The sequence below is a fragment of the Actinocorallia longicatena genome, assembly GCF_039534125.1.
Classification (GTDB): Bacteria; Actinomycetota; Actinomycetes; order Streptosporangiales; family Streptosporangiaceae; genus Actinocorallia; species Actinocorallia longicatena.
Genome location: NZ_BAAAUV010000010.1, coordinates 70,212 through 94,615, shown reverse-complemented (window position 1 = coordinate 94,615; position 24,404 = coordinate 70,212). Strand labels below are relative to the sequence as shown.

23 protein-coding genes are annotated in these 24,404 nt (G+C 71.9%); 21 read left to right on the top strand and 2 right to left on the bottom strand.

Annotation, left to right across the window (positions count from 1 at the left end; genetic code table 11):
• Positions 1-2 precede the first annotated feature (2 nt).
• From ABD785_RS21500 to ABD785_RS21480, 5 genes are all read left to right on the top strand, one after another.
• On the top strand, positions 3-1,112 hold the full coding sequence (locus ABD785_RS21500; protein ID WP_344831127.1) for a malic enzyme-like NAD(P)-binding protein: 1,110 nt from the start codon (positions 3-5) through the stop codon (positions 1,110-1,112).
• Positions 1,102-1,860: a thioesterase II family protein gene (locus tag ABD785_RS21495; RefSeq protein ID WP_344831124.1), complete on the top strand. Its 759-nt coding sequence runs from the start codon at positions 1,102-1,104 to the stop codon at positions 1,858-1,860. The genes ABD785_RS21500 and ABD785_RS21495 overlap by 11 nt, the downstream gene beginning before the upstream one ends.
• 64 nt (positions 1,861-1,924) lie before the next feature.
• Positions 1,925-2,347: a cold shock domain-containing protein gene (locus ABD785_RS21490; RefSeq protein ID WP_344831122.1), complete on the top strand. Its 423-nt coding sequence runs from the start codon at positions 1,925-1,927 to the stop codon at positions 2,345-2,347.
• Between the two features lie 118 nt (positions 2,348-2,465).
• Entirely contained in the window at positions 2,466-3,671 is a 1,206-nt protein-coding gene (locus ABD785_RS21485; RefSeq protein ID WP_344831119.1) for an NAD(P)/FAD-dependent oxidoreductase, read from the top strand.
• An 84-nt stretch (positions 3,672-3,755) separates the two neighbouring features.
• Positions 3,756-5,468: an alanine racemase gene (locus ABD785_RS21480; protein WP_344831370.1), complete on the top strand. Its 1,713-nt coding sequence runs from the start codon at positions 3,756-3,758 to the stop codon at positions 5,466-5,468.
• Here the strand turns inward: ABD785_RS21480 and ABD785_RS21475 are convergent.
• On the bottom strand, positions 5,392-6,660 hold the full coding sequence (locus tag ABD785_RS21475) for a multidrug effflux MFS transporter (RefSeq protein ID WP_344831117.1): 1,269 nt from the start codon (positions 6,658-6,660) through the stop codon (positions 5,392-5,394). The two genes, ABD785_RS21480 and ABD785_RS21475, sit on opposite strands and share 77 nt — an antisense overlap.
• Positions 6,661-6,728: 68 nt before the next feature.
• Here ABD785_RS21475 and ABD785_RS21470 point away from each other — a divergent pair, with 68 nt between their 5' ends.
• The 10 genes from ABD785_RS21470 to ABD785_RS21425 all read left to right on the top strand — a co-directional run bounded on the left by ABD785_RS21470 (position 6,729) and on the right by ABD785_RS21425 (position 17,244).
• The gene (locus tag ABD785_RS21470; protein ID WP_344831115.1) at positions 6,729-7,196 is read left to right on the top strand and encodes a MarR family winged helix-turn-helix transcriptional regulator; all 468 of its coding nucleotides are present in this window, start codon (positions 6,729-6,731) and stop codon (positions 7,194-7,196) included.
• 106 nt (positions 7,197-7,302) lie between these two features.
• Positions 7,303-8,937, top strand: coding sequence for an ABC transporter substrate-binding protein (locus ABD785_RS21465; RefSeq protein WP_344831113.1), 1,635 nt, complete (start codon positions 7,303-7,305; stop codon positions 8,935-8,937).
• The gene (locus ABD785_RS21460) at positions 8,934-9,854 is read left to right on the top strand and encodes an ABC transporter permease (protein ID WP_344831110.1); all 921 of its coding nucleotides are present in this window, start codon (positions 8,934-8,936) and stop codon (positions 9,852-9,854) included. Before ABD785_RS21465 ends, ABD785_RS21460 begins: the two co-directional genes overlap by 4 nt.
• The gene (locus ABD785_RS21455; RefSeq protein ID WP_344831109.1) at positions 9,851-10,693 is read left to right on the top strand and encodes an ABC transporter permease; all 843 of its coding nucleotides are present in this window, start codon (positions 9,851-9,853) and stop codon (positions 10,691-10,693) included. Before ABD785_RS21460 ends, ABD785_RS21455 begins: the two co-directional genes overlap by 4 nt.
• Complete coding sequence (locus ABD785_RS21450; RefSeq protein ID WP_344831107.1) at positions 10,690-12,267, top strand: dipeptide ABC transporter ATP-binding protein; 1,578 nt, start codon at positions 10,690-10,692, stop codon at positions 12,265-12,267. The genes ABD785_RS21455 and ABD785_RS21450 overlap by 4 nt, the downstream gene beginning before the upstream one ends.
• Positions 12,264-13,106, top strand: a complete 843-nt coding sequence (locus ABD785_RS21445) for an LLM class flavin-dependent oxidoreductase (RefSeq protein ID WP_344831105.1) — start codon at positions 12,264-12,266, stop codon at positions 13,104-13,106. The genes ABD785_RS21450 and ABD785_RS21445 overlap by 4 nt, the downstream gene beginning before the upstream one ends.
• Positions 13,106-14,422: an NtaA/DmoA family FMN-dependent monooxygenase gene (locus ABD785_RS21440; RefSeq protein ID WP_344831103.1), complete on the top strand. Its 1,317-nt coding sequence runs from the start codon at positions 13,106-13,108 to the stop codon at positions 14,420-14,422. Before ABD785_RS21445 ends, ABD785_RS21440 begins: the two co-directional genes overlap by 1 nt.
• Complete coding sequence (locus tag ABD785_RS21435) at positions 14,419-15,588, top strand: LLM class flavin-dependent oxidoreductase (RefSeq protein WP_344831102.1); 1,170 nt, start codon at positions 14,419-14,421, stop codon at positions 15,586-15,588. The genes ABD785_RS21440 and ABD785_RS21435 overlap by 4 nt, the downstream gene beginning before the upstream one ends.
• Positions 15,585-16,067, top strand: a complete 483-nt coding sequence (locus tag ABD785_RS21430) for a GNAT family N-acetyltransferase (RefSeq protein WP_344831100.1) — start codon at positions 15,585-15,587, stop codon at positions 16,065-16,067. The genes ABD785_RS21435 and ABD785_RS21430 overlap by 4 nt, the downstream gene beginning before the upstream one ends.
• Before the next feature lie 52 nt (positions 16,068-16,119).
• Positions 16,120-17,244 (top strand): LLM class flavin-dependent oxidoreductase, encoded by a 1,125-nt coding sequence (locus ABD785_RS21425; RefSeq protein WP_344831098.1) that lies wholly within the window; start codon positions 16,120-16,122, stop codon positions 17,242-17,244.
• Here ABD785_RS21425 and ABD785_RS21420 read toward each other — a convergent pair.
• Positions 17,234-18,550 (bottom strand): cryptochrome/photolyase family protein, encoded by a 1,317-nt coding sequence (locus tag ABD785_RS21420; protein WP_344831096.1) that lies wholly within the window; start codon positions 18,548-18,550, stop codon positions 17,234-17,236. The two genes, ABD785_RS21425 and ABD785_RS21420, sit on opposite strands and share 11 nt — an antisense overlap.
• A 98-nt stretch (positions 18,551-18,648) precedes the next feature.
• Between ABD785_RS21420 and ABD785_RS21415 the strand changes: the two genes are divergently transcribed.
• The 6 genes from ABD785_RS21415 (at position 18,649) to ABD785_RS21390 (ending at position 24,259) form a co-directional block, all read left to right on the top strand.
• Positions 18,649-19,560, top strand: a complete 912-nt coding sequence (locus ABD785_RS21415) for a MerR family transcriptional regulator (protein ID WP_344831094.1) — start codon at positions 18,649-18,651, stop codon at positions 19,558-19,560.
• Between the two features lie 59 nt (positions 19,561-19,619).
• Complete coding sequence (locus ABD785_RS21410; RefSeq protein ID WP_344831093.1) at positions 19,620-20,141, top strand: sigma-70 family RNA polymerase sigma factor; 522 nt, start codon at positions 19,620-19,622, stop codon at positions 20,139-20,141.
• Complete coding sequence (locus ABD785_RS21405) at positions 20,138-21,097, top strand: YbgA family protein (RefSeq protein WP_344831091.1); 960 nt, start codon at positions 20,138-20,140, stop codon at positions 21,095-21,097. The genes ABD785_RS21410 and ABD785_RS21405 overlap by 4 nt, the downstream gene beginning before the upstream one ends.
• A gap of 69 nt (positions 21,098-21,166) precedes the next feature.
• Positions 21,167-22,387, top strand: a complete 1,221-nt coding sequence (locus tag ABD785_RS21400) for an NAD(P)/FAD-dependent oxidoreductase (protein WP_344831090.1) — start codon at positions 21,167-21,169, stop codon at positions 22,385-22,387.
• Entirely contained in the window at positions 22,381-23,067 is a 687-nt protein-coding gene (locus tag ABD785_RS21395) for a DUF1365 domain-containing protein (protein WP_344831087.1), read from the top strand. Before ABD785_RS21400 ends, ABD785_RS21395 begins: the two co-directional genes overlap by 7 nt.
• Entirely contained in the window at positions 23,048-24,259 is a 1,212-nt protein-coding gene (locus ABD785_RS21390) for a class I SAM-dependent methyltransferase (RefSeq protein ID WP_344831085.1), read from the top strand. Before ABD785_RS21395 ends, ABD785_RS21390 begins: the two co-directional genes overlap by 20 nt.
• The last annotated feature ends 145 nt before the right edge of the window (positions 24,260-24,404 follow it).

Here is a 24,404-nt window from a genome sequence, read left to right as displayed (position 1 = left end):
CGATGGTTCCACGGGAACAGGCGGCTCCGGCGCGTGCGGATCCCCGGTCGCTCGCCGACGTCACCCGCTCGGTGCTGCGCCTGGCGTCCGCGAGGGGCGGGGACGGCAGAGGGCATCGGCCCCGGGTGCTGGTCCTGAGCGACGGCACGTCCGTGCTGAGCCGCGGAGCCCTCGGCGTCGAGGCGGTGCGTCCGATCCTGGAGCGCAAGTGCGCCGTGATCGAACGCGCCACCGCGATGAGCGCCTTTCCGCTGGCTCTCGCCCCGGCCGGGTCCGGGGAGCACGTCCGGGCGCTGGAGCTGCTGCGGTCCAACTACGACGCGATCCTGATGGTCGACATCGCGGCCCCGCGCTGCTTCGAACTGCGGCGTCTGCTCGACGGTGGCCCCGTGGACTGCCCGGTGCTCCACGACGACGAGGAGGGCACGGCCGCCATGGCCGCCGCGGTGGTGCTCACGGCGGTGGCGCGGACCGGCCGCAAGCTCGGGGAACTGTGCGTCGTCGTCGTCGGCGCGGGCGCCGCCGGGACGGGCACGGCGCGGCTCCTGCACGACCTCGGGGCCGGTGAGCTGAGGGTGGTCGACTCGGCGGGGATCGTCCGTCCCGGGCGGGCGGGCCTCACCGGCGAGAAGACGGAACTCGCCGCACTGGCCGGCCCCTACGGCCCCGCCGGTTCGGTGCGGGACGCGCTGCGGGGCGCCGACGTGTGCGTCGGACTGTCCGGTGCGCCGATCGGCGCGGCCGACCTCGCCGGGATGAACGCGGGTCCGGTCATCATTCCGCTGTCCTATCCGGACGTCGAGGTGGGAGCCGAGGACGCCGCTGCACTCGACGCGGTCTATCTCCCGGCGCTGGAGCACGACCTGAGCAACAACCTCGCCACCCCCGGACTGCTGCTGGCCGCCTGTGAACTGGGCCTGAGGCGGCTGTCGGTGCCGGACATGCGGGCGGCGGCCAACCGCCTGGTGTCGCTGGCGGAGGACCGGCCGGACGCCCCGCCGCTGCCCCGCGCCGATCCCGTGCCGCTCGCGCGATCGATCGCGGACGCCGTCGCCGAGGGCAGGGGAAGGGACACGATGACGAGGTGGAGCGAGGGAGAACATGAACGGTGAGAGCGCACTGTGGCTGCGGCCCTACACGGCCGCGCCGAGGGCACGGCTGAGGCTCGTCTGCTTTCCGCACGCGGGCGGAGCCGCCAGCGCCTTCCGGACGTGGCCGAGACATCTGCCCGGCGACGTGGAGCTCCTGGCGGCCTGCCTTCCGGGACGGGAGAGCAGGCTGGGGGAGCGGCCGATCGATCGGATGGACGTCCTCGTCGACCGTCTCGCCGGGGCGGTGCGCCCGCTGCTGGACCGGCCGGTCGTGTTCTTCGGACACAGCATGGGAGCCTCGGTCGCCCATGAGCTGGTCCTCCGGCTGGACGACTCGCCGATGGCGCCGATCGCCGGGTTGTTCGTCTCCAGCAGGGTGCCGCCCCACCGGCTCCGGCCCCTCGAGCCGGGACGGCTCGCCGACGACGAGGCGCTCATGGCGGAGGTCCGGAGACTCGGCCACGACAACATGGCGCTGTACGAGGACCCGGAGATCCGTGATCTGATCCTGCCCGCCATCGCGGCCGACTACCGGGTCGTGGCGAGCTACCCGCCCGGCCCGCGGGCGGCCGTTTCCGTCCCTGTCACCGCCTACGGCGGGGACAGGGACCCCGAGGTGGGCGTCGAGGACGTGCGCGCCTGGTCGGCCGCGACGAGCGGCGCCTTCGAGCATCGGGTCTTCGAGGGCGGTCATTTCTATCTCAGGGCCGGGGAAAAAGCCTTGGTCGAGGACATCGCGGGACGGCTGCTCACTGTCGGAATGGTTTGATGGGCCGTCGGGGACCGTAAAATGGCCTCATACATTGTGGATGGCTGGCTGATGGATGCGAGTGATGGTGGTGGCACGGGGATCGGTGGTCTCATTCGACCGGATCAAGGGGTATGGGTTCGTGGCCCCCGACTCAGGAGGCGAGGACATTTTCGTCCACGTCAATGACCTCCTGGTCGACAAGAGCCTGATGGTGGCGGGCAGCGTCGTGGAATACACCCCGGACCAGGGCGACCGGGGGCCGAAGGCGTCCAGGGTCTCCGTGGTCGGGGCCGAACTCTCGGGCCGCCGCGGCCAGGACACGCGCAGGTTCGTCCCGGATCCGCACGGCGACGACATGTGCGACGTCCTGTCGGAGAGGGAACTCGCGCACGAGCTCACCGAGACCCTGCTCCTGGCCGACCCGGCCCTGCCTGGCTCGCAGATCCTCGAGATCAGGAAGCGGGTGATCGCGCTCGCGCGGTCCCACGGATGGGTGGACCACTGAGAGTCCGCGAAAAGGGGTGAGGCCGGTCCGGCGACCGGCCTTTCGCCTTTTCCCGGCCGGTCGGCTCTCTGGACGACCTCATTGTGAGCGGGTGAGCCGTGCGGCTACGGTGGCCCCCATGTACGACGCCGTCATCGTGGGAGCCCGGTGCGCGGGCGCCGGTACCGCGCTGCTCTTAGCGCAGCGGGGATACAGGGTCCTTCTCATCGACAGGGCCGCCTTTCCGTCGGACACCATGTCCACCCTCTACATCCATCCGCCCGGCGTGGCACTGCTGGCGCGCTGGGGAGTGCTCGACGAGGTCGTCGCCTCGGGATGCCCCGCGCTGGACACGATCACCTACGACGTGGGCGGGCTGCGGCTGGCGGCTCCGGCACCGGCGACCGCTTACGCGAAAGCGTGTTACGCGCCGCGCCGGCAGGTGCTGGACGGCCTTCTCGTGCGGGCCGCCGTCGCGGCGGGAGCGGAGTTCACGGACCGGACGAGCGCCCGTGAACCGGTGTGGAGCGACGGCCGTGTGACCGGGGTGCGGGTGTCGCGCGGGGACGTGACGGAGACCGTCGAGGCGCGGCTGGTCATCGGCGCCGACGGCATGAACTCCAGGATCGCCGAACGGGTCGGGGCTCCGCTCACCAGGTCGGATCCACTGGCCAGCTGCGTCTACTACTCGGCGTGGCGCGGGGTGGAGACCGGGTTCGGGTACCACGAGCGTCCGGGGAGCTGGATAGCCCGCATCCCGACCCACGGCGACGTCACCCTGGTGGCGACCTATTTCCCGCAGGACCGTTTCGCGGACCTGCGGAAAGATCCGATGAGCGGGCATCTCGCGGCCATCGAGGCGGGCGCGCCCGAACTCCACGACCAGGTGCGCGCCGCCGAGCAGGCCGGGCGGCTCATGGGAACCGGTAACCAGCAGAACTTCTTCCGCCGCCCTCACGGCCCCGGATGGGCGCTGGTCGGAGACGCGGCGCACCATCTGGACACGATCACCGCGCGAGGGATCACGAACGCCCTGATCCAGGCGCAGCTGATCGCGGACGCGGTGGCGGGACAGGACTTCGCCGACGCCGCCGGTCTCGACCGGCGCCTGGCACGGTACGGGGACGAGCTCCGGGAGGTGCTGGACGAGCCGTACACGAGCACCTTGGAGCTGGCGAGGCTCCAGGTGCCCGATTCGCGGCTGACCTTGTTGCGCACCATCAGCGACTCACCGGAGCTGGTCGCCTCCTACTTCGCCATGATCGCGGGAATCATCGACGAGGCGGAGTTCTTCACCCCCGAGCTACTGGCCGTGCTGCCCGCAGGGAAAGGCCGCCGGGCCTGAACCTTACTATGTCAAGGCCGGAGCCTTGATGGGGAGATCGCCTGACGTCCCGCCAGTCGGGTGATGTTACGGTTGCTTTGAGTGATGGTCGTGTCGGCGGGTCTCGGGGGGCTCATGGCGGCGCCGCGGGTGACGGTGGATCTGGACGTGGTCGAGCGGAACGCGCGGGCGGTCGTGCGGGCCTGCGGGCGGTCCGGCGTCGGGGTGTTCGGGGTGACCAAGGGGACCTGTGGGATGCCGCAGGTCGCCCGGGCCATGCTGCGCGGTGGCGTGATCGGCATCGGGGAGTCGCGGTTCGAGAACATCCGGCGCCTGCGGGCGGCCGGGATCGACGCGAAGGTGCTGCTCCTGCGCAGCCCGCCGCCGCGGCTCGCCGACGAGACCGTCCAGCTGGCCGACATCAGCCTGAACTCCGAGCTCGCCACGATCGAAGAGCTGTCGCGGGTGGCCGAGCGCAGGTCGAGGGTCCACGAGGTGATCCTCATGGTGGACCTCGGAGATCTGCGCGAGGGCATCTGGCCCGACGACCTGATGCCGGTGGTGGAACGGATCCTGAAGCTGCCGGGGGTGCGGCTGGCCGGGCTCGGCACCAACCTGACCTGCTTCGGCGCCGTTCTGCCGTCGGAGGAGAACATGGGGCGGCTGGCCGGCTACGCCGAGCGGGTGCGCGGGGAGTTCGGTGTCCCCCTGGAGTACGTCTCCGGAGGGAACTCCAGCAGCCTGCCGTTCCTGCTCGAGGGCCGGATGCCGCCGGGCGTCAACAATCTGCGGCTCGGCGAGACGATTCTGCAGGGCGGCCGGGACACCTTCTTCGACGAGCCGTGGGAGGAGCTCGACCGGGGCGCTTTCCTGCTCGGCGGCGACCTGGTCGAGGTCAAGCTGAAGCCGTCGGTGCCGATCGGGGAGACGGGAGTGGACGCCTTCGGTGGCCGTCCGCGCTTCGAGGACAGGGGCGAGCGGCTGCGGGGGATCCTCAACATCGGCCGCGAGGACGTGGACGCCTCGGTGCTGCTGCCCGTCGAGCCCGGCCTGGAGATCCTCGGCGCCTCGAGCGACCACCTCATCATCGACGTCACCGACGTCCGGCCGCGCCCCGTGGTCGGCGGCACCCTGCACTTCGAAATGGGCTACGGCGCCCTTCTCGCCGCGATGACCAGCGAATACGTGCGAAAGGTCCCGATGTTCGACCAGCCGCCGCCGCGCGCGGAAACGATCGCGCTCCGGCCCGATCCCGCGCTGCGCCCGGGGACGACCGAGGTGAAGACCGCCGAACGGCTGGCCGAACTCGGGTTCGCGGTGGACCCGGACGGGCTGCCCGTCCGGTTCACCGGGCGTCCCACCGCGACACTGCCCGCCGAGCTGACCGCGACGGCCGACGCGCTCGGAGCGGTCTGGCTGACCGGCCGGGCCGAGCTGCTCCCCGCCCTGCTGGAGCTGCGGCCGCGGCTGGCGCCGGAGAACCTCGCCGTGGTCGGGCTGCGCGAGGCCTCCGCGCTGGTCAAGCAGACCCCGCTCCCGGTGCACACGATCGTCGACGTCGACGCCCGGGGGATGCGCGAGGTGATGCGCAGGGCGCTGGACGCCGCCACCGCGGGCACCCGCGGCTACGTCGTGCTCTGCGACGCCGACGTGTACACGTCGGGAGCGGGCCTGTCGCACCGCGAGACCCACCAGGCGATGGAGGCCGTCGCGGCCCGTCCGGGGCTGCTCGGCATCGAGTTCACGGGAGTGGATCCGGCAGGGCTGCCCTTGGCGGCGGACCTCCTGATGTCGGCTCTGGGACGCACGATCCTGTGATCGTCAGGCGGCCGACCACGCACGCCGCGACGCCCAGCACGGCGACGGTCAGGGCCAGCGGCAGCGCGGTCCCCGGCCCGAAGGCCCCGGAGATCGGTCCGCAGATCCCGCCGGTCACCCACTGGACGAGCCCGAACAGCGCGGAGGCGCTACCGGCCCGTGACGTCGGCTGGCTCGACATCGCCAGCGTCAGCGCCATCGGATAGATCAGCCCCTGGCCGGCGACCATCAGGAAGAACGCGGGCGAGACGACCCCGATCCCGAAGCCGAACACGACGGCGGCCAGCACCAGCAGCCCGGCCGCGCCCGAGATGCCCAGGCCGGCGGCGAGGATCGTGCGCATCCTGACCCGCCCGGCCAGCCGTCCCGCGATCTGGCCCGAGGCGATCATCCCGATGGCGTTGACCGCGAACAGGGCGCTGTAACCCTGGGGGCTGAGCCCGTAGACCTCCTGGAACACGAACGAGGAGCCGGAGAGATAGGAGAACTGCGCTCCGCTGGCGCATCCGGCCGTCAGGGTGAAGGCCAGGAAGCGGCGGTCGCGGCCGACGGTCACCAGGGCCCGCAGCACGGCGCCGGGCCTCGAGGCGACCCGCGCCTCCACCGGGTGAGTCTCCGGCAGGCGCAGGATCGCGATCAGCCAGAGCAGCGCTCCCGCCGCGGCCATCGCGACGAACAGCCCGGGCCAGGGCGTCACCCGCAGGAGCTGCGCGCCGAGGACCGGCGCGAGCAGCGGGATCAGCCCGGTGACCAGCATCAGCATGGTGAAGAACCGGGCGGCCTCGACGCCGGTGTACAGGTCGCGGACCACGGCCTTGGTGAGCGCGACCCCGGTCGCGGCGGTGAGGCCCTGCACCAGGCGCAGGGCGATGAGCACGTCGACGCGCGGAGCGAAGGCGCAGAGCAGGGACACGGCGGCGAAAGCGGCGAGCCCGGCCAGCAGCGGACGCCGCCGGCCGAACGCGTCGCTGAGCGGCCCGGCTATGACCTGGCCGGTGCCGAGACCGACCATGAACGCGGTGAGGGAGAGCTGGGCGGCCGAGGCGTCGGTGCCGAGATCGTGGGCGAGCCGGGGGAGCGCGGGCAGATAGAGGTCGATGGCGAGCGGGCCCACGGAGGTGAGCGCGCCGAGAAGGACGAACATCTTCGTCCGCGGATGGGCTGCGGGGGGTGCGGCGACGGCCGTCGGCAAGGGGGCCTCCAAGATTCCTGATATTCATACCGGAAAAGTTGGAAATAAGCACACCGTACGCTTCGGCCATGGCCGATGAGGTGCCCGGGACCCTGGATCCGGATGAGGAGACCGTCTGGCGCAGCCTGCGGGTGCTGACCACGCTCGGGCTGCCCGCGCTGGAACGCACCTTCAAGGAGTACGGGCTCGTCCAGATCGAGTACGGCCTGCTGGCGTCGCTGGTGGAGTCGCCGCAGGGGGTGCGGCTGACGGATCTGGCCGAGGCGATGAACGTCTCGCAGAGCCGGCTGAGTCACCGGATGGGCAAGCTGCTGCGCCGGGGGCTCGTCGAGGTCCGGTCGTGCCCGGGCGACGGCCGGGTCACCATCGCCGTGGCGACCGACGAAGGCCTGGCGCTCGTGGAAGAGATCACACCGAGGCATGCCAGGGACCTCCGGTCCATGATCTTCGATCGGCTGACGGAAGCGCAGGTCGGCGCGCTCGCCGAGGCCCTCCATGAGGTCGCCGCCGGGCTGTGCCCGCGCAACGGCCGCTGAGCCACGGAAAAATCTCTTCCGGAGATTGCTTGACGCTTAAACCTACATTTCCTACTTTGATACTAGGTTTTGCGCGCCGCCACCTCCGAAAGGCTCTTGACCCCCCATGACGCTGTTCCGCTCCGCCGCCGTCCTCTCCGCCGCGGCCCTCGCACTCGCCGCCTGCGGCGGCACCTCCGACGACACGAAGCCCGACACCGCAGGCGCCCCGGTGAACGGCGGAACGCTGGTCTACGCGGTGAACACCGAGCCGACCAACCTCGACCCGCACGCCAGCCCCCAGGACATCACCGGCCTGTTCACCCGGCCCGTGCTGGACTCCCTCGTCTCCCTCGACGACAAGGGAACGATCCACCCCTGGCTGGCGAAGTCCTGGGAGATCTCCGCCGACCAGAAGACCTACACCTTCAAGCTCCGCGAGGGCGTGAAGTTCAGCGACGGCACCGTCTTCGACGCCGAGGCCGTCAAGGCCAACCTCGACCACATCGTCGACCCGAAGACCAAGTCGCAGCTCGCAGCCGGGTTCATCACCCCCTACGCGGGGACGACCGTCATCGACGAGCACACCGTCAAGGTCGCCTTCTCCAAGCCGCACTCGCCGTTCCTCGCGGCCCTGGCCACCGCCTACTTCGGCATCGAGTCGCCGACCTCGCTGAAGGCCGGGCCCGACGCCCTCGCCAAGAAGGTCATCGGCTCGGGCCCGTTCGTCATCGACGCCTTCACCCCGCACCAGGGCATCACCTACCACCGCAACCCCGACTACGACTGGGCGCCCGAGGGCTCGTCGCACACGGGCCCGGCCCGGCTCGACAAGCTCGAGCTCAAGGTGCTCCAGGAGGACTCGGTCCGGCTCGGCGCGCTCACCAGCGGCCAGGTCGACGGCATCGCCAGCGTCCCGCCGGTGAACGTCAAGCAGATCAAGGCCGACCCGCGCTTCACCCTGGAGACCCGGCAGGCGCCCGGCGGCAACTACAACTACTACCCCAACACTACGGCCGGGGTCTTCACCGACGCGAAGGTCCGCCGGGCCTTCCGCGACGGCATCGATTTCAAGACCGTCATCGACAAGCTCTACTTCGGCATCTTCCAGCCGGCCGCGAGCCCCGTCTCGCCCGCGACCCAGGGCTATGACAAGGCCACGGAGACGGCCTGGAAGTACGACGCCGCGGCAGCGAACAAGCTCCTCGACGAGGCGGGCTGGACCGGCCGCGACGGAGAGGGCTTCCGCACCAAGGACGGCAAGCGCCTCACCGTCCGCTGGACGTTCGTGCGCGCCTTCGCCCGCGAGCAGCGCGCCACCCTCGCCGAGCAGGTCCAGGCCGAGGCCAAGAAGATCGGCTTCGACCTCCAGCTCCAGGACGCGACCGTCGCCGAGTACGTGCCGAGGTTCGCCAAGGGCGACTACGACCTGGCCGACTTCTCCTGGCAGCGGGCCGACGGCGACGCCCTGCGCAACCTGTTCGACACCTCCAGCATCACCACCCCCACGTTCTTCGGCCAGAACGGATCCCGCTACTCCGACAAGGAGGTCGACGGCTGGCTCGCCGGCTCTCTCGGCACCACCGACAACGCCGAGCGGGCGGAGCTGTACGCCAAGGTCCAGCAGAAGGTGACCGACAACGCGGTCGTCTTCCCCGTCTATGTGTTCAACTACGTGCTCGGGGCGTCGAAGAAGGTTCACGGCATCACCTGGGAGCCGCAGGCCTACCCGACCTTCTACGGCGCCTGGGTCACCAAGTGAGAACCGTCCTGATCAGGCTGGGCTCCTCGCTGCTCGTGCTGTGGGGCGCGATCACCGTGGCGTTCGCGGTCCTCCAGCTGACACCCGGCAGCACGATCGACGCGATCCTCGGGACGGCTCCGGTCACCCCCGAGGCCCGCGCCCAGATCGTCAGCGACCTGAAGCTGGACCGGCCGGTGCCGGAGCAGTACGCGGACTTCCTCGGCCGGATCGCCCGCGGCGACTTCGGCCACTCCTACCAGCTGCACGATAGCGTCACCGGGGCCGTCGGGCGGGAGCTGGGCTCCTCGATCCAGCTCAGCCTCGTCGGCGTCGGCCTGGCCTTCGCGGTCTCGATCGTGGTCGCGCTGCTGACCGCGCACCGCCGCCGCAGCGTGCGCTCCCTGTCCTCCGGGCTGGAGCTGATCGGGGTGTCGATCCCCGCCTTCTGGGCGGCGATCCTGCTCCTCACGATCTTCTCCTTCAAGCTCGGCTGGTTCCCGGCCGCCGGGGCGGACGGTGCCTCCTCGCTCGTCCTCCCGGCGGTCGCGGTGGCCGTCCCGCTGATGGCCATCTTCACGCAGGTGCTGCGCGAGGGGCTGGAACTCGCGCTCGACGAGCCGTTCGTGGCGACCGCGAGGGCCCGCGGAGCCTCCGACGCCTTCGTCCGGGTCCGGCACGCCCTGCGGCACGCGCTGCTGCCGCTCGTCACGCTGGTCGGCTGGCTGTTCGGGATGACGTTCGGCTCGCTCGTGGTGGTGGAGACCGTCTTCTCCCGTCCCGGCATGGGCCAGCTGATCCTGCACGCGGTCGAGGGCAAGGATCTGCCGGTCGTGCTGGGCGTCGTGGTCCTCACCTCGGTCGTGTTCGTGACCGTCAACATCCTGCAGGACCTCGCCTACCTGATCATCGACCCGCGGCTGCGGGGTGCGCGATGACGGCCGTGGCCCTCGCCCCTCCGCGGCGGCGCAGGGCGCTGCGGCCGGGCGTGTGGGGGGCGTCGCTGTTCGTGGGGCTGGTCGTGGTCGCCGCCGTCGTGCCGGGCCTGCTGACCAGCGGGAATCCCGGTGCCGCCGACGCGGTGTCCGCGCTCCAGGGACCGGGCGCCGATCATCTCCTGGGCACCGACGCCAACGGCCGGGACCTGCTCACGCGGATCGTCTACGGCGCCCGTCCCTCGCTGCTGGCGGGGCTGGGCGCCACCGGGCTCGCCGTCCTGGTCGGCTCGGCCCTCGGGCTCGTCGCGGGGCTCGGCGGACGGTTCGCCGACGAGACGACCATGCGGCTGGTGGAGGTCCTCCAGTCGCTGCCGACGCTGCTGCTGGCGCTGCTGGTCTTCACGATCGCCGGACCCGGCACCCTCAACTCGATCTTCGCGATCGCGCTGTACCTGATGCCGAGCTACGCCCGGCTGGTCCGGGTGCAGTCGAAGCTGATCGGACGGTCGGGCTACGTGGAGGCGGCGACCTCCCTGGGGCTCGGGCGGATCGCGATCGTGGTCAGGCACGTGCTGCCGAACGCGTTCGTGCCGCTGCTGGTGCTGGCCACCATCGAGGTCGGCCTGACGATCGTCGCCGCGTCGTCGCTGAGCTTCCTCGGGTTCGGGCCGAAACCGCCCGCCCCGGAGTGGGGGGCGATGCTCTCGGCCGGGCGGGACTACTTCGCCGTCGCCTGGTGGGTGGCGGTCTTCCCCGGCCTGGCGATCTCCCTGACGGTCCTGTCGATCACCGTCGTCGGCCGTCATCTGCAACGCCGCCTGGAAGGAAGGCCGTCATGAGCCTGATCGAACTGTCCGGACTCGAGGTCTCCTTCGGGGACGTCGCCGCCGTGCGGGGCGTGTCCCTGACGATCGAGCCGGGGGAGGCCGTCGCGATCGTCGGCGAGTCGGGGTCGGGCAAGAGCGTCACCGCCAGGGCCCTGCTCGGGCTGACCGGCGACGGCGCCCGTGTCACCGCGAAGACCCTGCGGATCGACGGCCGCGACGCCCTCGCGTTCGGCGAGAAGCAGTGGCGCGAGGTCCGCGGCACCCGCATCGGCTACGTCCTCCAGGACGCCCTGGTCTCCCTCGATCCGCTCCGCCCGATCGGCAAGGAGATCGCCGAACCGCTGCTGCTCCACCGGGTCGTGCCGCGTTCGGAGTCGGGAGACAAGGTTCTGGAGCTGCTGGTCAAGGTAGGGGTGCCCGAGCCCGGGGCGCGGGCCGCGCAGTATCCGCACGAGCTGTCGGGCGGGCTGCGGCAGCGGGCGCTGATCGCCTCGGCGATCGCCTGCGACCCCGACCTGCTCATCGCCGACGAGCCGACCACGGCGCTCGACGTGACCGTGCAGGCGCAGATCCTGCGGCTGCTGGCCGAGCGGAAAGCCGCGGGCACGGCCCTGCTGCTGATCAGCCACGACCTGGCGGTCGTCGCCGAGGTCGCCGACCGGGTGCTGGTGATGCGTGACGGCATCGTGGTCGAGCAGGGGCCGACCGGGACGGTGCTGGCGGAGCCCGCCCACGAGTACACCCGCACCCTGCTGGCCGCCGTGCCGAGGGCCGAGAACAGGGCGGAACGGCCGCCGGTCGAGGGTCCGGTCGTGATCGAGGCGCGGGACCTGGTGAAGACGTTCAAGGGGCGGACCGCCGTCGACGGGGTCTCCTTCGAGCTGCGCGCGGGAGAGACCCTGGGCCTGGTCGGGGAGTCGGGGTCGGGCAAGACCACCGCCGCCCGGCTGGTGCTCGGCCTCACCGAACCCGACACGGGCCGGGTCGAGATCGACGGCCGCCCCTGGGACGGGCTGAGCCGGACCGAGCGCCGTGAGCTGCGCCGCCACATCCAGGTCGTCTACCAGGACCCGCTGGGCTCCTTCGATCCGCGATTCACCGTCCGGCGGGTGCTGGACGAGGCGCTGGCCGCCGGTGGGGAGCCCCGGACGAGCCGCCGTGCCCGGGCGGGGGAGCTGCTGGAGCTCGTCGGCCTCGATCCCGCCCTGCTGGAGCGCAGGCCCCGCCATCTGTCGGGCGGGCAGCGGCAGCGGGTGGCGATCGCGCGGGCCCTCGCACCGAAGCCACGCGTCCTGGTCTGCGACGAGCCGGTGTCCGCACTGGACGTCTCGGTGCAGGCCCAGGTCCTTGAGCTGCTGGCACGGCTGCAGCTCGAACTGGGGGTGGCCTACCTGTTCATCTCCCACCATCTCGGGGTGATCCACCAGGTCAGCGACCGGGTCGCGGTGATGAAGGACGGCCGGATCGTGGAGACCGGCGACGTCCGTGAGGTTTTCGCCTCCCCCCGGGCCGACTACACCAGGGAACTGCTCGCCGCCGTGCCCCGGCTGCCGGAGCCCCGGCTGCGCGAGGAGATCGCCTCGTGACCGCGATCCGCTGGGGGGTCAACCTCCCGCTGCCCGGTGCGGGCCGCGAGACGATCGAGCGGCTCCTCGATCTCGGCTACTCCGACGTCTGGACGGGTGAGGGCGGCGGGACCGACGCCTTCACCCCGCTCGCCGCTGCCGCCGCCTGGTCACCGGGCCTGCGGCTGGGGACCGGCGTGGTGCCCGCCCAGACGCGTGGTACCGGTGTCCTCGCCCAGACCGCGCTCAGCCTGGCGGAACTGTCCGGGGCCGAGGTGCTGCTCGGCATCGGATCGTCGGTGCCCGCCCATGTGACCGCCCTGAACGGCCTCCCGCACGTCAGGCCCTACGACACCGTCCGCGACACGCTCCGCTCGCTCCGCGCCGCCCTGCCTCCGGGAGCCCCGGTGAAACTGCTGGTCGGGGCGCTGCGGCCGGGGATGCTGCGGCTGTCACTGAGGGAGGGCGACGGCGCGATCACGAATGTGCTGGCCGCCGGCGACGTCCCGCGGATCGTCGAGGCGGCCGGACCGCTCGGGCCCGGCCAGGAACTGGTCGTGAAGATCTTCGTCCATCCGACCGAGGACGCCGAGCGAGCCCGCGCCGCGGGCCGCCGCTTCCTCGGCTGGATCCTCGGCCAGGCACCCTACCGGGCCTTCCACGAATGGCTCGGCAGGGGCGACGACATCGCCCGGCACCTGACCGACGACCTCGTGGACGAGCTGTGGCCGCACGGCTCGCCCGAGGAGCTCCGCGACCGGATCGCCGCCTACGTCCATCCCGGCGTGACGTCCGTGTACCTGCATCTCGCGGAGAACCCGCACGTCCTGCCCGACCTCATTCCCAAGGAGCACGCCTGATGCCCAAGCAGATCCATCTGGCCGCGCACTTCCCGGGGGTCAACAACACGACCGTCTGGTCGGACCCCGAGGCGGGAAGCCAGATCGACTTCGCCTCGTTCGAGCGGCTCGCCAGAACCGCCGAACGCGGCAAGTTCGACTTCTTCTTCCTCGCCGAGGGCCTGCGGCTGCGCGAGCTCAAGGGGAAGATCTACGACCTGGACGTCGTGGGCCGCCCGGAGTCGCTGACCGTCCTGTCGGCGCTCGCCGGGGTCACGACCCATCTCGGCCTGGCCGCGACCGTCAACTCGACCTTCAACGAGCCCTACGAGGTCGCCCGCCGGCTGGCCACCCTCGACCATCTGTCCGACGGCCGGGCCGCCTGGAACGTCGTGACGAGCTGGGACGCCTTCACCGGGGAGAACTTCCGGCGCGGCGGCTACCTCGCCGAGGCCGACCGGTACGCCCGGGCCAGGGAGTTCCTGGCCACCGCCCGCGAACTGTGGGACTCCTGGAGCCCCGACGCGCTGATCGGCGACGCCGACAGCGGCCGCTTCGTCACCGAGGGGGCGGGCGAGTTCCGCCACGAGGGTCCCCAGTTCTCCATCTCCGGCCGGTTCAACGTCCCCAGGGGCCCGCAGGGACGGCCCGTCATCCTCCAGGCCGGCGACTCCCCGGAGGGCCGCGAGTTCGCCGCCTCCGACGCCGACGTGATCTTCAGCAGGCACAGCACGCTCGAGGACGGCCGGGCGTTCTACAAGGACGTCAAGGACCGGCTGGGCAAATACGGACGCCGACCGTCCGATCTGAAGATCCTCCCCGCCGTCACCTACGTGCTCGGCGACACCGGGGAGGAGGCGCAGGAACGCGCCCTGCACATCCGCCGGCAGCAGGTCTCCGGGCAGACCGCCCTGTCGTTCCTCGAGGCGATCTGGGGCCGTGACCTGTCGGGCTACGACCCCGAAGGACCGCTGCCGGACGTCGAGCCCGATCTCGGCGAGGGCGTCTCGCGCGGCCGAGCCCAGTTCCGCGGCGACCGCGGCGCGGTGGTGAAGCAGTGGCGCGAGCTCGCCGCCTCGCGCGGCTACTCCATCCGGGACCTGGCCGTCGAGGTCACCGGCCGCCAGACGTTCGTGGGGACCGCGGCGACCGTCGCCGACCAGCTCAATGAGCACGTCCAGACCGATGCCTGCGACGGGTTCATCATCGCCCCGCACGTCACGCCCGGCGGCATCGACGCCTTCGTCGACCAGGTCGTCCCGCTCCTCCAGGAGAAGGGCGTCTTCCGCACCGAGTACTCCGGCACCACCCTGCGCGACCACCTGGAGCTTTCATGACCCTGCACCTGTCCGCCGCCCTGGACGGGGCCGGATGGCACCCCGCCGCCTGGCGTGATCCGGCCGCCAGGCCGCGTGAGCTGTTCTCGGCCCGGTACTGGGCCGGCCTGGCCGCGGAGGCCGAACGCGGGCTGCTGGACTTCGTGACCTTCGAGGACGCCTTCGCGCTCCAGTCATCGAGGTTCGAGGGGCACGACGACCGCACCGACCAGGTGCGCGGCCGGCTCGACGCGGTCCTGCTGGCCGCCCGGCTCGCCCCGGTCACCACCCATCTGGGCCTGGTGCCGACGACGAGCACCACCCACTCCGAGCCGTTCCACGTGGCCGTCGGCATCGCCTCCCTCGACCACGCCAGCCGGGGCAGGGCGGGCTGGCGTCCGCAGGTCCACGGGCGGGACGTCGACGCCCGCCACTTCGGGCGCCGCGAGTTCCCGCCGCTGGACCCCGCCGCCCTCGACTGGGGCTTCGTCAGCACCCTGTTCGACGAGGCGGCCGACTTCGCCGAGGTCGTCCGGCGGCTGTGGGACTCCTGGGAGGACGACGCCGAGATCCGCGACGCCGCCACCGGCCGGTTCATCGACCGCGACAAGCTCCACTACATCGACTTCGTGGGCGAGCATTTCAGTGTGCGCGGCCCGTCGATCACCCCGCGTCCGCCGCAGGGCCAGCCGCTGGTCACGGTCCTCGGCCATGACGTGGTCCCCTACGAGCTGGCCGCCCGCTCCGCCGACGTCCTCTACGTGACACCGCACTCCCGCGAGCAGGCCGCGACCATCCTCGGCCAGGTCCGCGATGCGGAGCGGACCGTGGTGCGCACGGGCGAGCCGCTGAAGGTCTTCGCCGACGTGCTGGTGATCTTCGATGGGGCCGAGCGCAAGGCCAGGCTCGACGACCTCGACGGCGCGGAGCTCTTCTCCGACGCCCTGATCTTCACCGGTTCGGCCGGTGAGCTGGCCGACCTGATCCTCGACTGGCGCGAGCTCGGCTACGAGGGGTTCCGGCTGCGTCCGGGAGTCCTGCCGACGGACCTCGCGGAGATCAGCGGAAAGCTCGTGCCGGAACTCCAGCGGCGCGGTGCGTTCCGCACCTCCTACCAGGAGACGGTCCTGCGCGAGCGGCTCGGCCTGCCCCGCCCGCTCAGCCGGTACACGGGGACGGCCCGGTGAGCGGGATCGAGGTCCGCGAGGCCGCCTGGGACGACCCGGCGGGCGAGGCGCTGCGCCGGGCGATGGAGGCGGAGATGGAGCTGCGGTACGCCGACCGGCTCGCCGAGTTCGCCGCCCGGGCCGAGGAGCTCCAGATCACGCTCGGCGTGCAGGCCGAGAAGGTGGTCTACGTCGGGGTCGCCTACGACGAGCACGGGCTGCCGGTCGGCCACGCGGCCCTGCGCGACGCCGGTCCGGACGTCGAGCTGAAGCGCATGTACGTCGCCCCGTCCCACCGCGGCAAGGGCGTCTCCACGGCCCTGCTGGCGGGGGCGGAGGAGGCGGCGCGCGCCCTGGGCGCCGCACGGATCATCCTGCAGACCGGTGACCGGCAGCCCGACGCGGTCCGGCTCTACGAGCGCGAGGGCTACACCCGCGTCCCGGTCTTCGCACCGTACGAGTGGCTGACGTTCTCGATCTGCATGGAGAAGCCGCTGTGAGGCTCCACGCGTTCCCCCCGATTTCCCGCAGGCCCCTGACCGGAGGCGCGTCATGACCGTTCCGCTGTCCATCCTCGACCTCGCGCCCGTCAAATCCGGGGGGACACCCGGACAGGCGCTCCACGACACGATCGATCTGGCCAGGAGGGCCGAGGAGTTCGGCTACCTGCGGTACTGGCTGGCCGAGCACCATCTGGCGCCCGGCGTGGCGAGCTCGGCGCCCCAGGTACTGATCGCGCTGGTCGCCGCGGCGACGGAACGGATCAGGGTGGGGTCGGGCGCGGTGCAGACCGGGCACTGGACCGCACTGGCCATCGCCGAGCAGTTCGCGACGATCGACGCCCTGTATCCGGGCCGGATCGACCTCGGGCTCGGCCGCTCGGGACAGCGCCGCAAAGAGCTCTACGAGGGGACGGCCGCCCCGCCGCCGGCCGAGGAGCCCAGGATCGTGGACGGTCTGCTCCTGCCGAGGCCGTTCGACTTCTCCATCCTCGCGAGCTCGCCGGTGGTGCGGCTGTTCGGATCGCTGCTCCAGCAGCCCGGCGCGGAGTCGCCCGACTTCGCCGAGCAGGTGGACGCCATCAGCGCCCTGCTCGACGGCTCGTTCGCCACCGAGGGCGTTCCGGCGCACGTCGTGCCGGGTGAGAACTCGGACCTGACGGTGTGGATCCTCGGCTCGAGCGGAGGGGAGAGCGCCAGGGTCGCGGGGGAGCGGGGTCTGCCGTTCGCGGCGAACTACCACGTGGCGCCCTCCCACGTGCTGGAGGCCGTCGAGGCCTACCGGGCGGCGTTCAAGCCGTCGGACGTGCTGTCCGAGCCGTATGTGAGCGTGTCCGCGGACGTGGTCGTGGCGCCGACCGACGAGGAGGCGAGGGAGCTGGCCGCGCCCTACCCGGTGTGGGTGCGGAGCATCCGCAGGGAGCTGCGGGCCATCCCGTATCCGACCGCGGAGGAGGCCGCCGCGCACGTCTGGACGGAGGAGGACAGGCTCCTGGTCGCCGACCGGGTCGACACCCAGTTCGTGGGATCGCCCGCGACGGTGGTGGAACGGCTGGAGACCCTGCGGCGGGTGACCGGCGCGGACGAGCTGCTCGTCACGACGATCACCCACGGGCATGAGGAGCGCGTGCGCTCCTACGGGCTCCTCGCCGAGGCCTGGAACAACCTTACTGCGTAAAGGCGCCGGGCCGTTTCAGGTCGTCGGGGTCGACGATCGGAGGCGGATAGGACAGGTTTCGCCGAAGGGCCGCCGGGGTCCGCCAGGGTTCGTGCAGGTAGGGCTGCTCCAGCGCGGCGATCTCGGGGATCCAGCGGCGGACGTAGGAGCCGTCGGGATCGAAGCGCGCGGCCTGCCGGAGCGGGTTCATCACCCGGTTGGGGCTGGTGTTGTTGCCCGTTCCGGCGGTCCACTGCCAGTTGCCGGCGTTGTTGGCGACGTCGCCGTCGGTGAGCAGGGAGTTGAAATGGCGATAGCCGTGCCGCCAGTCGATGCGGAGGTTCCTGGTCAGGAACGACGCGGTGATCATGCGTGCCCGGTTGTGCATGAAGCCCTCGTGCAGGAGCTGCCGCATGCCGGCATCGACGATCGGGTGGCCGGTGCGCCCTTCGCACCAGGCGGCGAGGGCCTCGGGATCGTCGCGCCAGGGCTCCTCGCGGTCGCGGTAGTCGCGGGTGGCCAGATCGGGGAAGGCCGCGGCGACCTGGTAGTGGAAGTCGCGCCAGGCGAGCTGCCGGACGAAGCCGGGATGGTCCTCGGCCCGGTCGGCCACCTCGACCGGTGAGACGCAGCCGAACCTGAGCGCGGCGCTGAGCATCGAGGTTCCGGGCACGGCCAGGCGGTCACGGTCGTCGTCGTAGCGGGCCGCGCCGCCGGACAGCCACGCTTCGAGCCGGTCGCGGGCCGCGCCCTCGCCGCCGGGGGCGCGTCCGGGGGAGCCGGGTCCGCCGGGAACCTTGATCTCTCCGGGGGAGAGGCCGGGCGGGAGCAGGACCTTGTCCGGGGTGCCGGCGATCGGCCGCCGCCCTGCCGCGGTCCAGGCCCGCCAGTACGGGGTGAACACCCGGTAGTGGTCGCCGCCCGCAGGGGTGAGCGCTCCCGGCGGGACGACCGTGGTGCCCGGATGGGCGTGGACCGCGAGAGGGAGCCTCCGCAACGCGGCCAGGCGGCGCCGGGCGTGGGTGGAGCGGTCGTCGGCCAGATGGACGGCGCGGGCCCCGGTGGCCTCCGCGATCCGGCCGACCTCGGTGGCGGGGTCCCCGGTGCGCACGATGAGGTCGCCGCCTCTGGCGCGCAGTGACGCGCGCAGATCGGTGAGCGCCTCGCCGATGAAGTGCAGCCGGTTGGGGACCGCGAACGGGCCGTCCAGGATCGCGGTGTCCCAGACGAAGATCGGGACGACCGTCCCGGACGCGCAGGCGGCGGCCAGAGCCGGATTGTCGTGGACGCGGAGGTCCCTCGTGAAGAGCATGATCGTGGTGTTCATCGGCAGGTCTTCGGAGCCCGGATGCCGTTGGGTTGCAACCGCCGTGATATCGGGGTCCGAATGCCGGGTGAGCCCTACTGTGTGATCGGGGAGGTGCCATGGCCGAGGAGCTCGACGAGGGGCTGAGCGTGGGCGCGCTGGCGCGCAGGCTGGGAGTGGCGACCTCGACGCTGCGCAGCTGGGATCGCAGGTACGGGATCGGTCCGTCCCGTCGCAGCGGCGGGAGCCACCGGCGGTACACCCCGCAGGACGTGCTGCGTCTCCAGGCGATGCAGAAGTTGATCCTGGACGGGGTGCCCCCGGCGGAGGCGGCCAGGTCGGCGCTGGGCGGCGAGGTGGCGGCCCCGCCGGCGGACGGCCGGGCGCACGGGCAGGGCGGGCGGCGGCTGGCGCTGGGTTCGGCCGACGCCGAGGCGCGCCGGCTGGCGCGGGCGGCGATGGCGATGGACGAGCCGGTCGCCTACGGGCTGCTGCGGACGGTGATCCGCAGGGACGGTGTGGTGAACGCCTGGAATGAGGTGGTCACGCCGGTTTTGCGCAGTGTGGGGGAGCGGGTGGCGCGGACGGGCGAGTGCGTGGAGGTCGAGCATCTGCTGTCGGCTCAGTCGCTGGTGTGCCTGGCGGAGGTGCCGAAGCCGCCGGTGACGCGGAACGCGCGTCCGGTGCTGCTGGCGTGCGCTCCCGAGGAGCAGCACAGCCTGCCGGTGTACGCGCTGGCGGCGGCGCTGGCCGAAGCGGGGATCGCCTCGCGGCTGCTGGGGGCGCGCACACCGGCGAAGGCGCTGGCCGACGCGATCGAGCGGATCGGCCCCGGGGCGGTGTTCGTGTGGTCGCAGACGGCGGAGACGGGTGATCCGGGCTGGCTGGCGGAGCTGCCCGTGCACCGTCCGGCGGTGCGGTTGCTGGTGGGGGGTCCCGGCTGGGCAGGTGAGCTTCCGGAGGGCGTTTCGCGGCCGTTGACGCTGGTGGGCGCGGTCGACGAAGTGGAGACCGCGCTCGGCCTCGGTTAGTCCCAACATTTTACGTCTTCGGGTTGCGCGCTCTCTCAATCTCCAGCTATGAACAAGTTATGCATAAGTTTAGCGGAGATCAGGCGCGGCTCGAGGAGCGTCTGCACCGGGGCGAGGAGGGGGCCCTGGCCGAGTGCTATGCCAGATTCGGGCCGATGGTGCGCCGGTACGCCCGCTGGTGGGTGCCGGCAGACGCCGCCGATGACGTGGCCCAGGCCGTGTTCGTGGAGCTGTGGCGCTGCCGCGGTGCCTACGACCCGGGCCTGAGCCTCGAGGCCTGGCTGATGGGGATCACCCGCAAGCGCGCGATCGACCAGCTCAGGGCGGAGTCCCGGCATTCACGCAGGAAGGTTCCGCTGGTGGAGCGGGACGGCGCCTTCGACGGGACCTCGGCCGTCGAGCTGGCGAGGGACGTCCGCTGCGCGCTCGCGCGGCTGCCGAGGCCACAGCGAGAGGCCATCGAACTGGCCCATTTCGGGCAGTTGACCCAGCGGGAGATCGCCGCACGCCTGGACGTGCCGCTGGGCACCGTCAAGGCCCGCACCGCGCGCGGTCTGCGCAAGCTCGGAGAGCTGCTGTGACCGCTCGGCCGCTCCTGGGCGCTTCGAGCTGTCTGCTGGGCGATCCCGTGCGGTACAACGCGGGTCACAGCAGATGCCGGTTCCTCACCGACGAGCTGGACCGCTACGTCGACTGGGTGCGGGTCTGCCCCGAGATCGAGATCGGGCTGGGCGCTCCCCGGCCGACGATCCGGCTCCGCACCGACGGCCACCTCGTCGGCAAGGAGGGCACGCCGGACCACACCGCGGCGATGCACGCCCTGGCCGACGAGCGGCTGCCCGGCCTCGCCGACCTGGACGGCTACGTGCTGAAGAGCCGGTCGCCGAGCTGCGCGCTGCACGGCGTCCCGCGGTACGCCTCGGGCGACGACGGGGAGCGGACCGACGGACAGCCGGTCGACCGGCGCGGCCGCGGTCTGTTCGCGAGCCGGCTGACCGAGGAGTTTCCGCTGCTGCCGGTCGAGGAGGACGGCCGGCTCAACGACTCCGGCCTGCGGGAGCACTTCGTGGAGAGGATCTTCGCGGGGGCGCGGCTGCGGGAGTTCCTGGACTCCGACTGGAAGCCGGGCGACCTGGTGGCCTTCCACAGCAGGCACAAGCTGCAGATCCTCGCCCATGATCCGGTCCGGTACCGGGAGAGCGGCAGGATCGTCGCCCAGGCGGGAGTGCGGCCGCACGCCGACCTGGCGGCCGACTACCGGGCGGTGTTCCTGGCGGCCTTCGCGACCAGGGCCGGGCGGGGCAGGAACGTCAACGCCCTGCACCACGTGCTGGGCCCGATGAGCGACCGGCTGAACGGCAGCCGCCGCCACGGGATCGTCGAGGCGATCGAGGACTACCGGCAGGGACGGGCTCCGCTGAGCGTCCCGATCGCGTTGCTGCGGCACAACGCCGAGGGTGAGGACCACGCCTACCTGGCCGACCAGACCTTCCTGGAGCCGTTCCCCGCCGATCTTCCGCTGCGTCACCACCTGTGAGCCACACCACCCGATCCGCGACCCATCCGCGGAGGCCGCGGTGACGAATGACGGAAGAGAGGAGTTTCCATGCGATTCGCGGTGGTCGGCAGCGGTGTCTCGGGTCTCACGGCGGCGCACCTGCTGCGTGAGCGGGGCGAGGTGACGCTGTTCGAGGCCGACGACCGCCTCGGCGGCCACGCCCACACCCACGACCTGGACGGCCAGGGCGTCGACAGCGGCTTCATCGTGCACAACGACCGGACCTATCCGCATCTCACGCGGCTGTTCCGGGAGCTGGAGGTCGCCACCCGCGACACCGAGATGAGCCTCTCGGTGTCGTGCGCGGGCTGCGGTCTGGAGTACGCGGGAGCGCGCGGGGCGGCGGGGCTGCTGGCGCGCCGCCGTGTCTCGCCGCGCTACGCCCGGCTGCTCGCCCAGGTCCCCCGGTTCCACCGGAGGGCCAGGGCGCTGCTGGCCACGGGCACGGATGAGACGACGCTGCGGGAGTTCCTGGCGGCCGAGGATTTCACCCCCTACTTCGTCCGGCACTTCGTGACCCCGCTGGTCGCCGCCGTGTGGTCCTGCGCCCCCGGCACCGCGCTGGACTATCCGGCCCGGCACCTGTTCGTGTTCCTGGCCAACCACGGGATGCTCTCGATCACCGGCTCTCCGCGGTGGCGGACGGTCGTCGGCGGATCGCGGACCTACGTGGAGCGCGTCGCGGCCGGGCTGGACTCGGTGCGCGTCTCGACGCCCGTCACCGCGATCGTCCGCGGTGACTCCGGGCTCGAGGTCCGCACCCCCGGCGGCGCCGAGACCTTCGACGCGGCGGTCGTGGCGACCCACCCGGCGCACGCCCTGCGGATGCTGGCCGATCCGACCCCGGCCGAGGAGAAGATCCTCGGCGCGTTCACCTACACGCCCAACACCGCGGTGCTGCACGGTGACGCGTCCGTGCTGCCGCGGGCCGCGGGGGCGCGCGCGTCGTGGAACTACGCCATGGATGCCTGCGACACCTCCGCCGACCGGGTCAGGGTCACCTACGACATGAACCGGCTGCAGGGGCTGCCGGGCCCCGGCCGCTACCTGGTCTCGCTCGGTGCCGACATCGCGCCGGACCGGGTTCTGGCCCGGATGGAGTACGAGCACCCGGTCTTCACCCGGGAGGCCGTCGCCGCCCAGGCGCTGCTCCCCTCGCTCAACGGGCCGGCCCTGGCCTTCGCCGGGGCCTACCACGGGTGGGGCTTCCACGAGGACGGATGCCGGTCGGGGGTCGCCGCGGCCGCGGCGCTGGGCGCGCGATGGTGACCCCGGCACTGTACGAGTGCGTGATCCGGCACGCGAGGTCCGCGCCGGTGCGGCACGCCTTCGCCTACCAGAGCTACCTGTGGCTCATCGACCTCGACTCCCCGCCCGCCCGTGGCCCGCTGGCCAGGTTCGACGCGACCCGCGAGGAGCTGGACGGCTATCTGGCGGCCTCCGGGGTGGACCTCGGCGGCGGCCGGGTGCTGATGCTCGCCCACGCCCGGGTCCTCGGCCACGTGTTCAATCCGCTGACCGTCTACTGGTGCCACGACCCGGACGGAGCGCTCGTCTGCGTGGTCGCCGAGGTCCACAACACCTACGGCGGTAGCCACCGCTACCTGGTCCGCACCGACGAGCGGGGCTCGGCCCGCGCGGACAAGGAGTTCTATGTCTCGCCTTTCCACGCCGTGGAGGGCTGGTACCGGCTGTCGCTGCCCGAGCCGGACGAGCGGCTGGCGCTGACCATCACGCTTCATCTTCCGGAGGGGCCTCCGTTCACCGCTTCGGTGCGGGGGGTGCGGCGGCCCGCGACCTGGCCGTCGCTGCTGCGGATGGCCGTGCGGCATCCGTGGGCGCCGCTGGCCGGTGCGATCCGGATCCGGATCCAGGGGATCCGGCTGTTCCTGCGGGGTGTCCCCGTCGTTCCACGTGAGGAGTCCACTCATGACCGTCTTGACCGATGAACGCTGGCCGGCCCTTCAGCGCGTGCCCCGGGCGGGGTACCGGGCGAGGGCGGCCCGCTGGCTGTTCCGCCGGGCGGTCGCCGATCTGCCCGTCCGGGTGAGCATGGCCGGGGGCGAGCGTCTGGGAACGGGCGGTCCCGAGCTGCGGATCGTGCGACCCGAGGCGTTCTTCGCGCGGCTCGGCGCCGAGGGGCTGATCGGGTTCGGTGAGGCCTACATGGCGGGGGACTGGGAGGCCGACGACCTTCCGGCGGTCCTGACGGTCTTCGCCGGCCGGATGGGCGGCCTGGTGCCGCGCGGTCTCGCGGCCCTGCGGCCGCTGGTCCTTCCCCGGCCGCCCATGAGCGAGGACGGCGACCCCGAAGGCGCCCGCCGGAACATCAGCCGGCACTATGACCTGTCGAACGACCTTTTCGCACTGTTCCTGGATGAGACCCTCACCTATTCCAGTGCCCTGTTCGACGGCGCCGATCCGGTCTGGCCGGAGCTTCCGGCCGCCCAGCACAGGAAGATCGACCGGCTGCTCGACGCCGTCCAGGCCGGTCCCGGCACCCGGCTGCTGGAGATCGGAACGGGCTGGGGCGAGCTGGCGATCCGGGCGGCCTCGCGTGGGGCGACGGTCCGCTCGATCACCCTGTCGTCCGAGCAGCGGGAGCTGGCGATGCGCCGCGCGGCCCGGGCCGGGCTGTCGGACCGGATCCGGATCGACCTGTGCGACTACCGCGAGGTCGAGGGCGCCTATGACGCGGTCGTGAGCGTGGAGATGCTCGAGGCGGTGGGCGAGCGGTACTGGCCGGTCTACTTCGCGACGGTCGACGGCCTGCTGGTGCAGGGCGGCCGGGCGGGGATCCAGACGATCACGATGCCGCACGATCGGCTGCTGGCGTCGCGCAAGACCCACACCTGGGTGCAGAAGTACATCTTCCCCGGCGGGCTGATCCCGTCGGTGGAGGCCGTCGAGGGCTGTGTGGCCGCGACGGACCTGTGGGTCGCCGACCGGTACGGCTTCGGCCGGGACTACGCCCGTACCCTTCGCCTGTGGCGCGAGCGGTTCACCGCCTCGGCCGAGAGCGTCGACGCCCTCGGCTTCGACATGACGTTCCGCCGCATGTGGGAGCTATACCTGTCCTACTCCGAAGCGGGCTTCCGCTCGGGCTATCTCGACGTCCAGCAGTGGCTCTTGATCAAATAGCCCTGGGCGCTCCGTTCACGGCTCTGATCATTAAGAACCTTACTGTGTAAAGGCCCAGGGCGATGGCAGTGCCTTCCCCCCTTAGACCTGATAACGGACTGAAGACTCATCAACCAGAACCGGCGGAGCAGGTCGGTAGCATCGC

Coding starts and splice junctions, on each gene's coding strand:
- ABD785_RS21495 (WP_344831124.1), top strand. CDS start 1,102: ATGAACGGTGAGAGCGCACTGTGGCTGCGGCCCTACACGGCCGCGCCG.
- ABD785_RS21480 (WP_344831370.1), top strand. CDS start 3,756: ATGGTCGTGTCGGCGGGTCTCGGGGGGCTCATGGCGGCGCCGCGGGTG.
- ABD785_RS21415 (WP_344831094.1), top strand. CDS start 18,649: ATGGCCGAGGAGCTCGACGAGGGGCTGAGCGTGGGCGCGCTGGCGCGC.
- ABD785_RS21455 (WP_344831109.1), top strand. CDS start 9,851: ATGACGGCCGTGGCCCTCGCCCCTCCGCGGCGGCGCAGGGCGCTGCGG.
- ABD785_RS21450 (WP_344831107.1), top strand. CDS start 10,690: ATGAGCCTGATCGAACTGTCCGGACTCGAGGTCTCCTTCGGGGACGTC.
- ABD785_RS21435 (WP_344831102.1), top strand. CDS start 14,419: ATGACCCTGCACCTGTCCGCCGCCCTGGACGGGGCCGGATGGCACCCC.
- ABD785_RS21390 (WP_344831085.1), top strand. CDS start 23,048: ATGACCGTCTTGACCGATGAACGCTGGCCGGCCCTTCAGCGCGTGCCC.
- ABD785_RS21425 (WP_344831098.1), top strand. CDS start 16,120: ATGACCGTTCCGCTGTCCATCCTCGACCTCGCGCCCGTCAAATCCGGG.
- ABD785_RS21485 (WP_344831119.1), top strand. CDS start 2,466: ATGTACGACGCCGTCATCGTGGGAGCCCGGTGCGCGGGCGCCGGTACC.
- ABD785_RS21395 (WP_344831087.1), top strand. CDS start 22,381: ATGGTGACCCCGGCACTGTACGAGTGCGTGATCCGGCACGCGAGGTCC.
- ABD785_RS21410 (WP_344831093.1), top strand. CDS start 19,620: ATGCATAAGTTTAGCGGAGATCAGGCGCGGCTCGAGGAGCGTCTGCAC.
- ABD785_RS21470 (WP_344831115.1), top strand. CDS start 6,729: ATGGCCGATGAGGTGCCCGGGACCCTGGATCCGGATGAGGAGACCGTC.
- ABD785_RS21465 (WP_344831113.1), top strand. CDS start 7,303: ATGACGCTGTTCCGCTCCGCCGCCGTCCTCTCCGCCGCGGCCCTCGCA.
- ABD785_RS21420 (WP_344831096.1), bottom strand. CDS start 18,550: ATGAACACCACGATCATGCTCTTCACGAGGGACCTCCGCGTCCACGAC.
- ABD785_RS21440 (WP_344831103.1), top strand. CDS start 13,106: ATGCCCAAGCAGATCCATCTGGCCGCGCACTTCCCGGGGGTCAACAAC.
- ABD785_RS21500 (WP_344831127.1), top strand. CDS start 3: ATGGTTCCACGGGAACAGGCGGCTCCGGCGCGTGCGGATCCCCGGTCG.
- ABD785_RS21400 (WP_344831090.1), top strand. CDS start 21,167: ATGCGATTCGCGGTGGTCGGCAGCGGTGTCTCGGGTCTCACGGCGGCG.
- ABD785_RS21490 (WP_344831122.1), top strand. CDS start 1,925: ATGGTGGTGGCACGGGGATCGGTGGTCTCATTCGACCGGATCAAGGGG.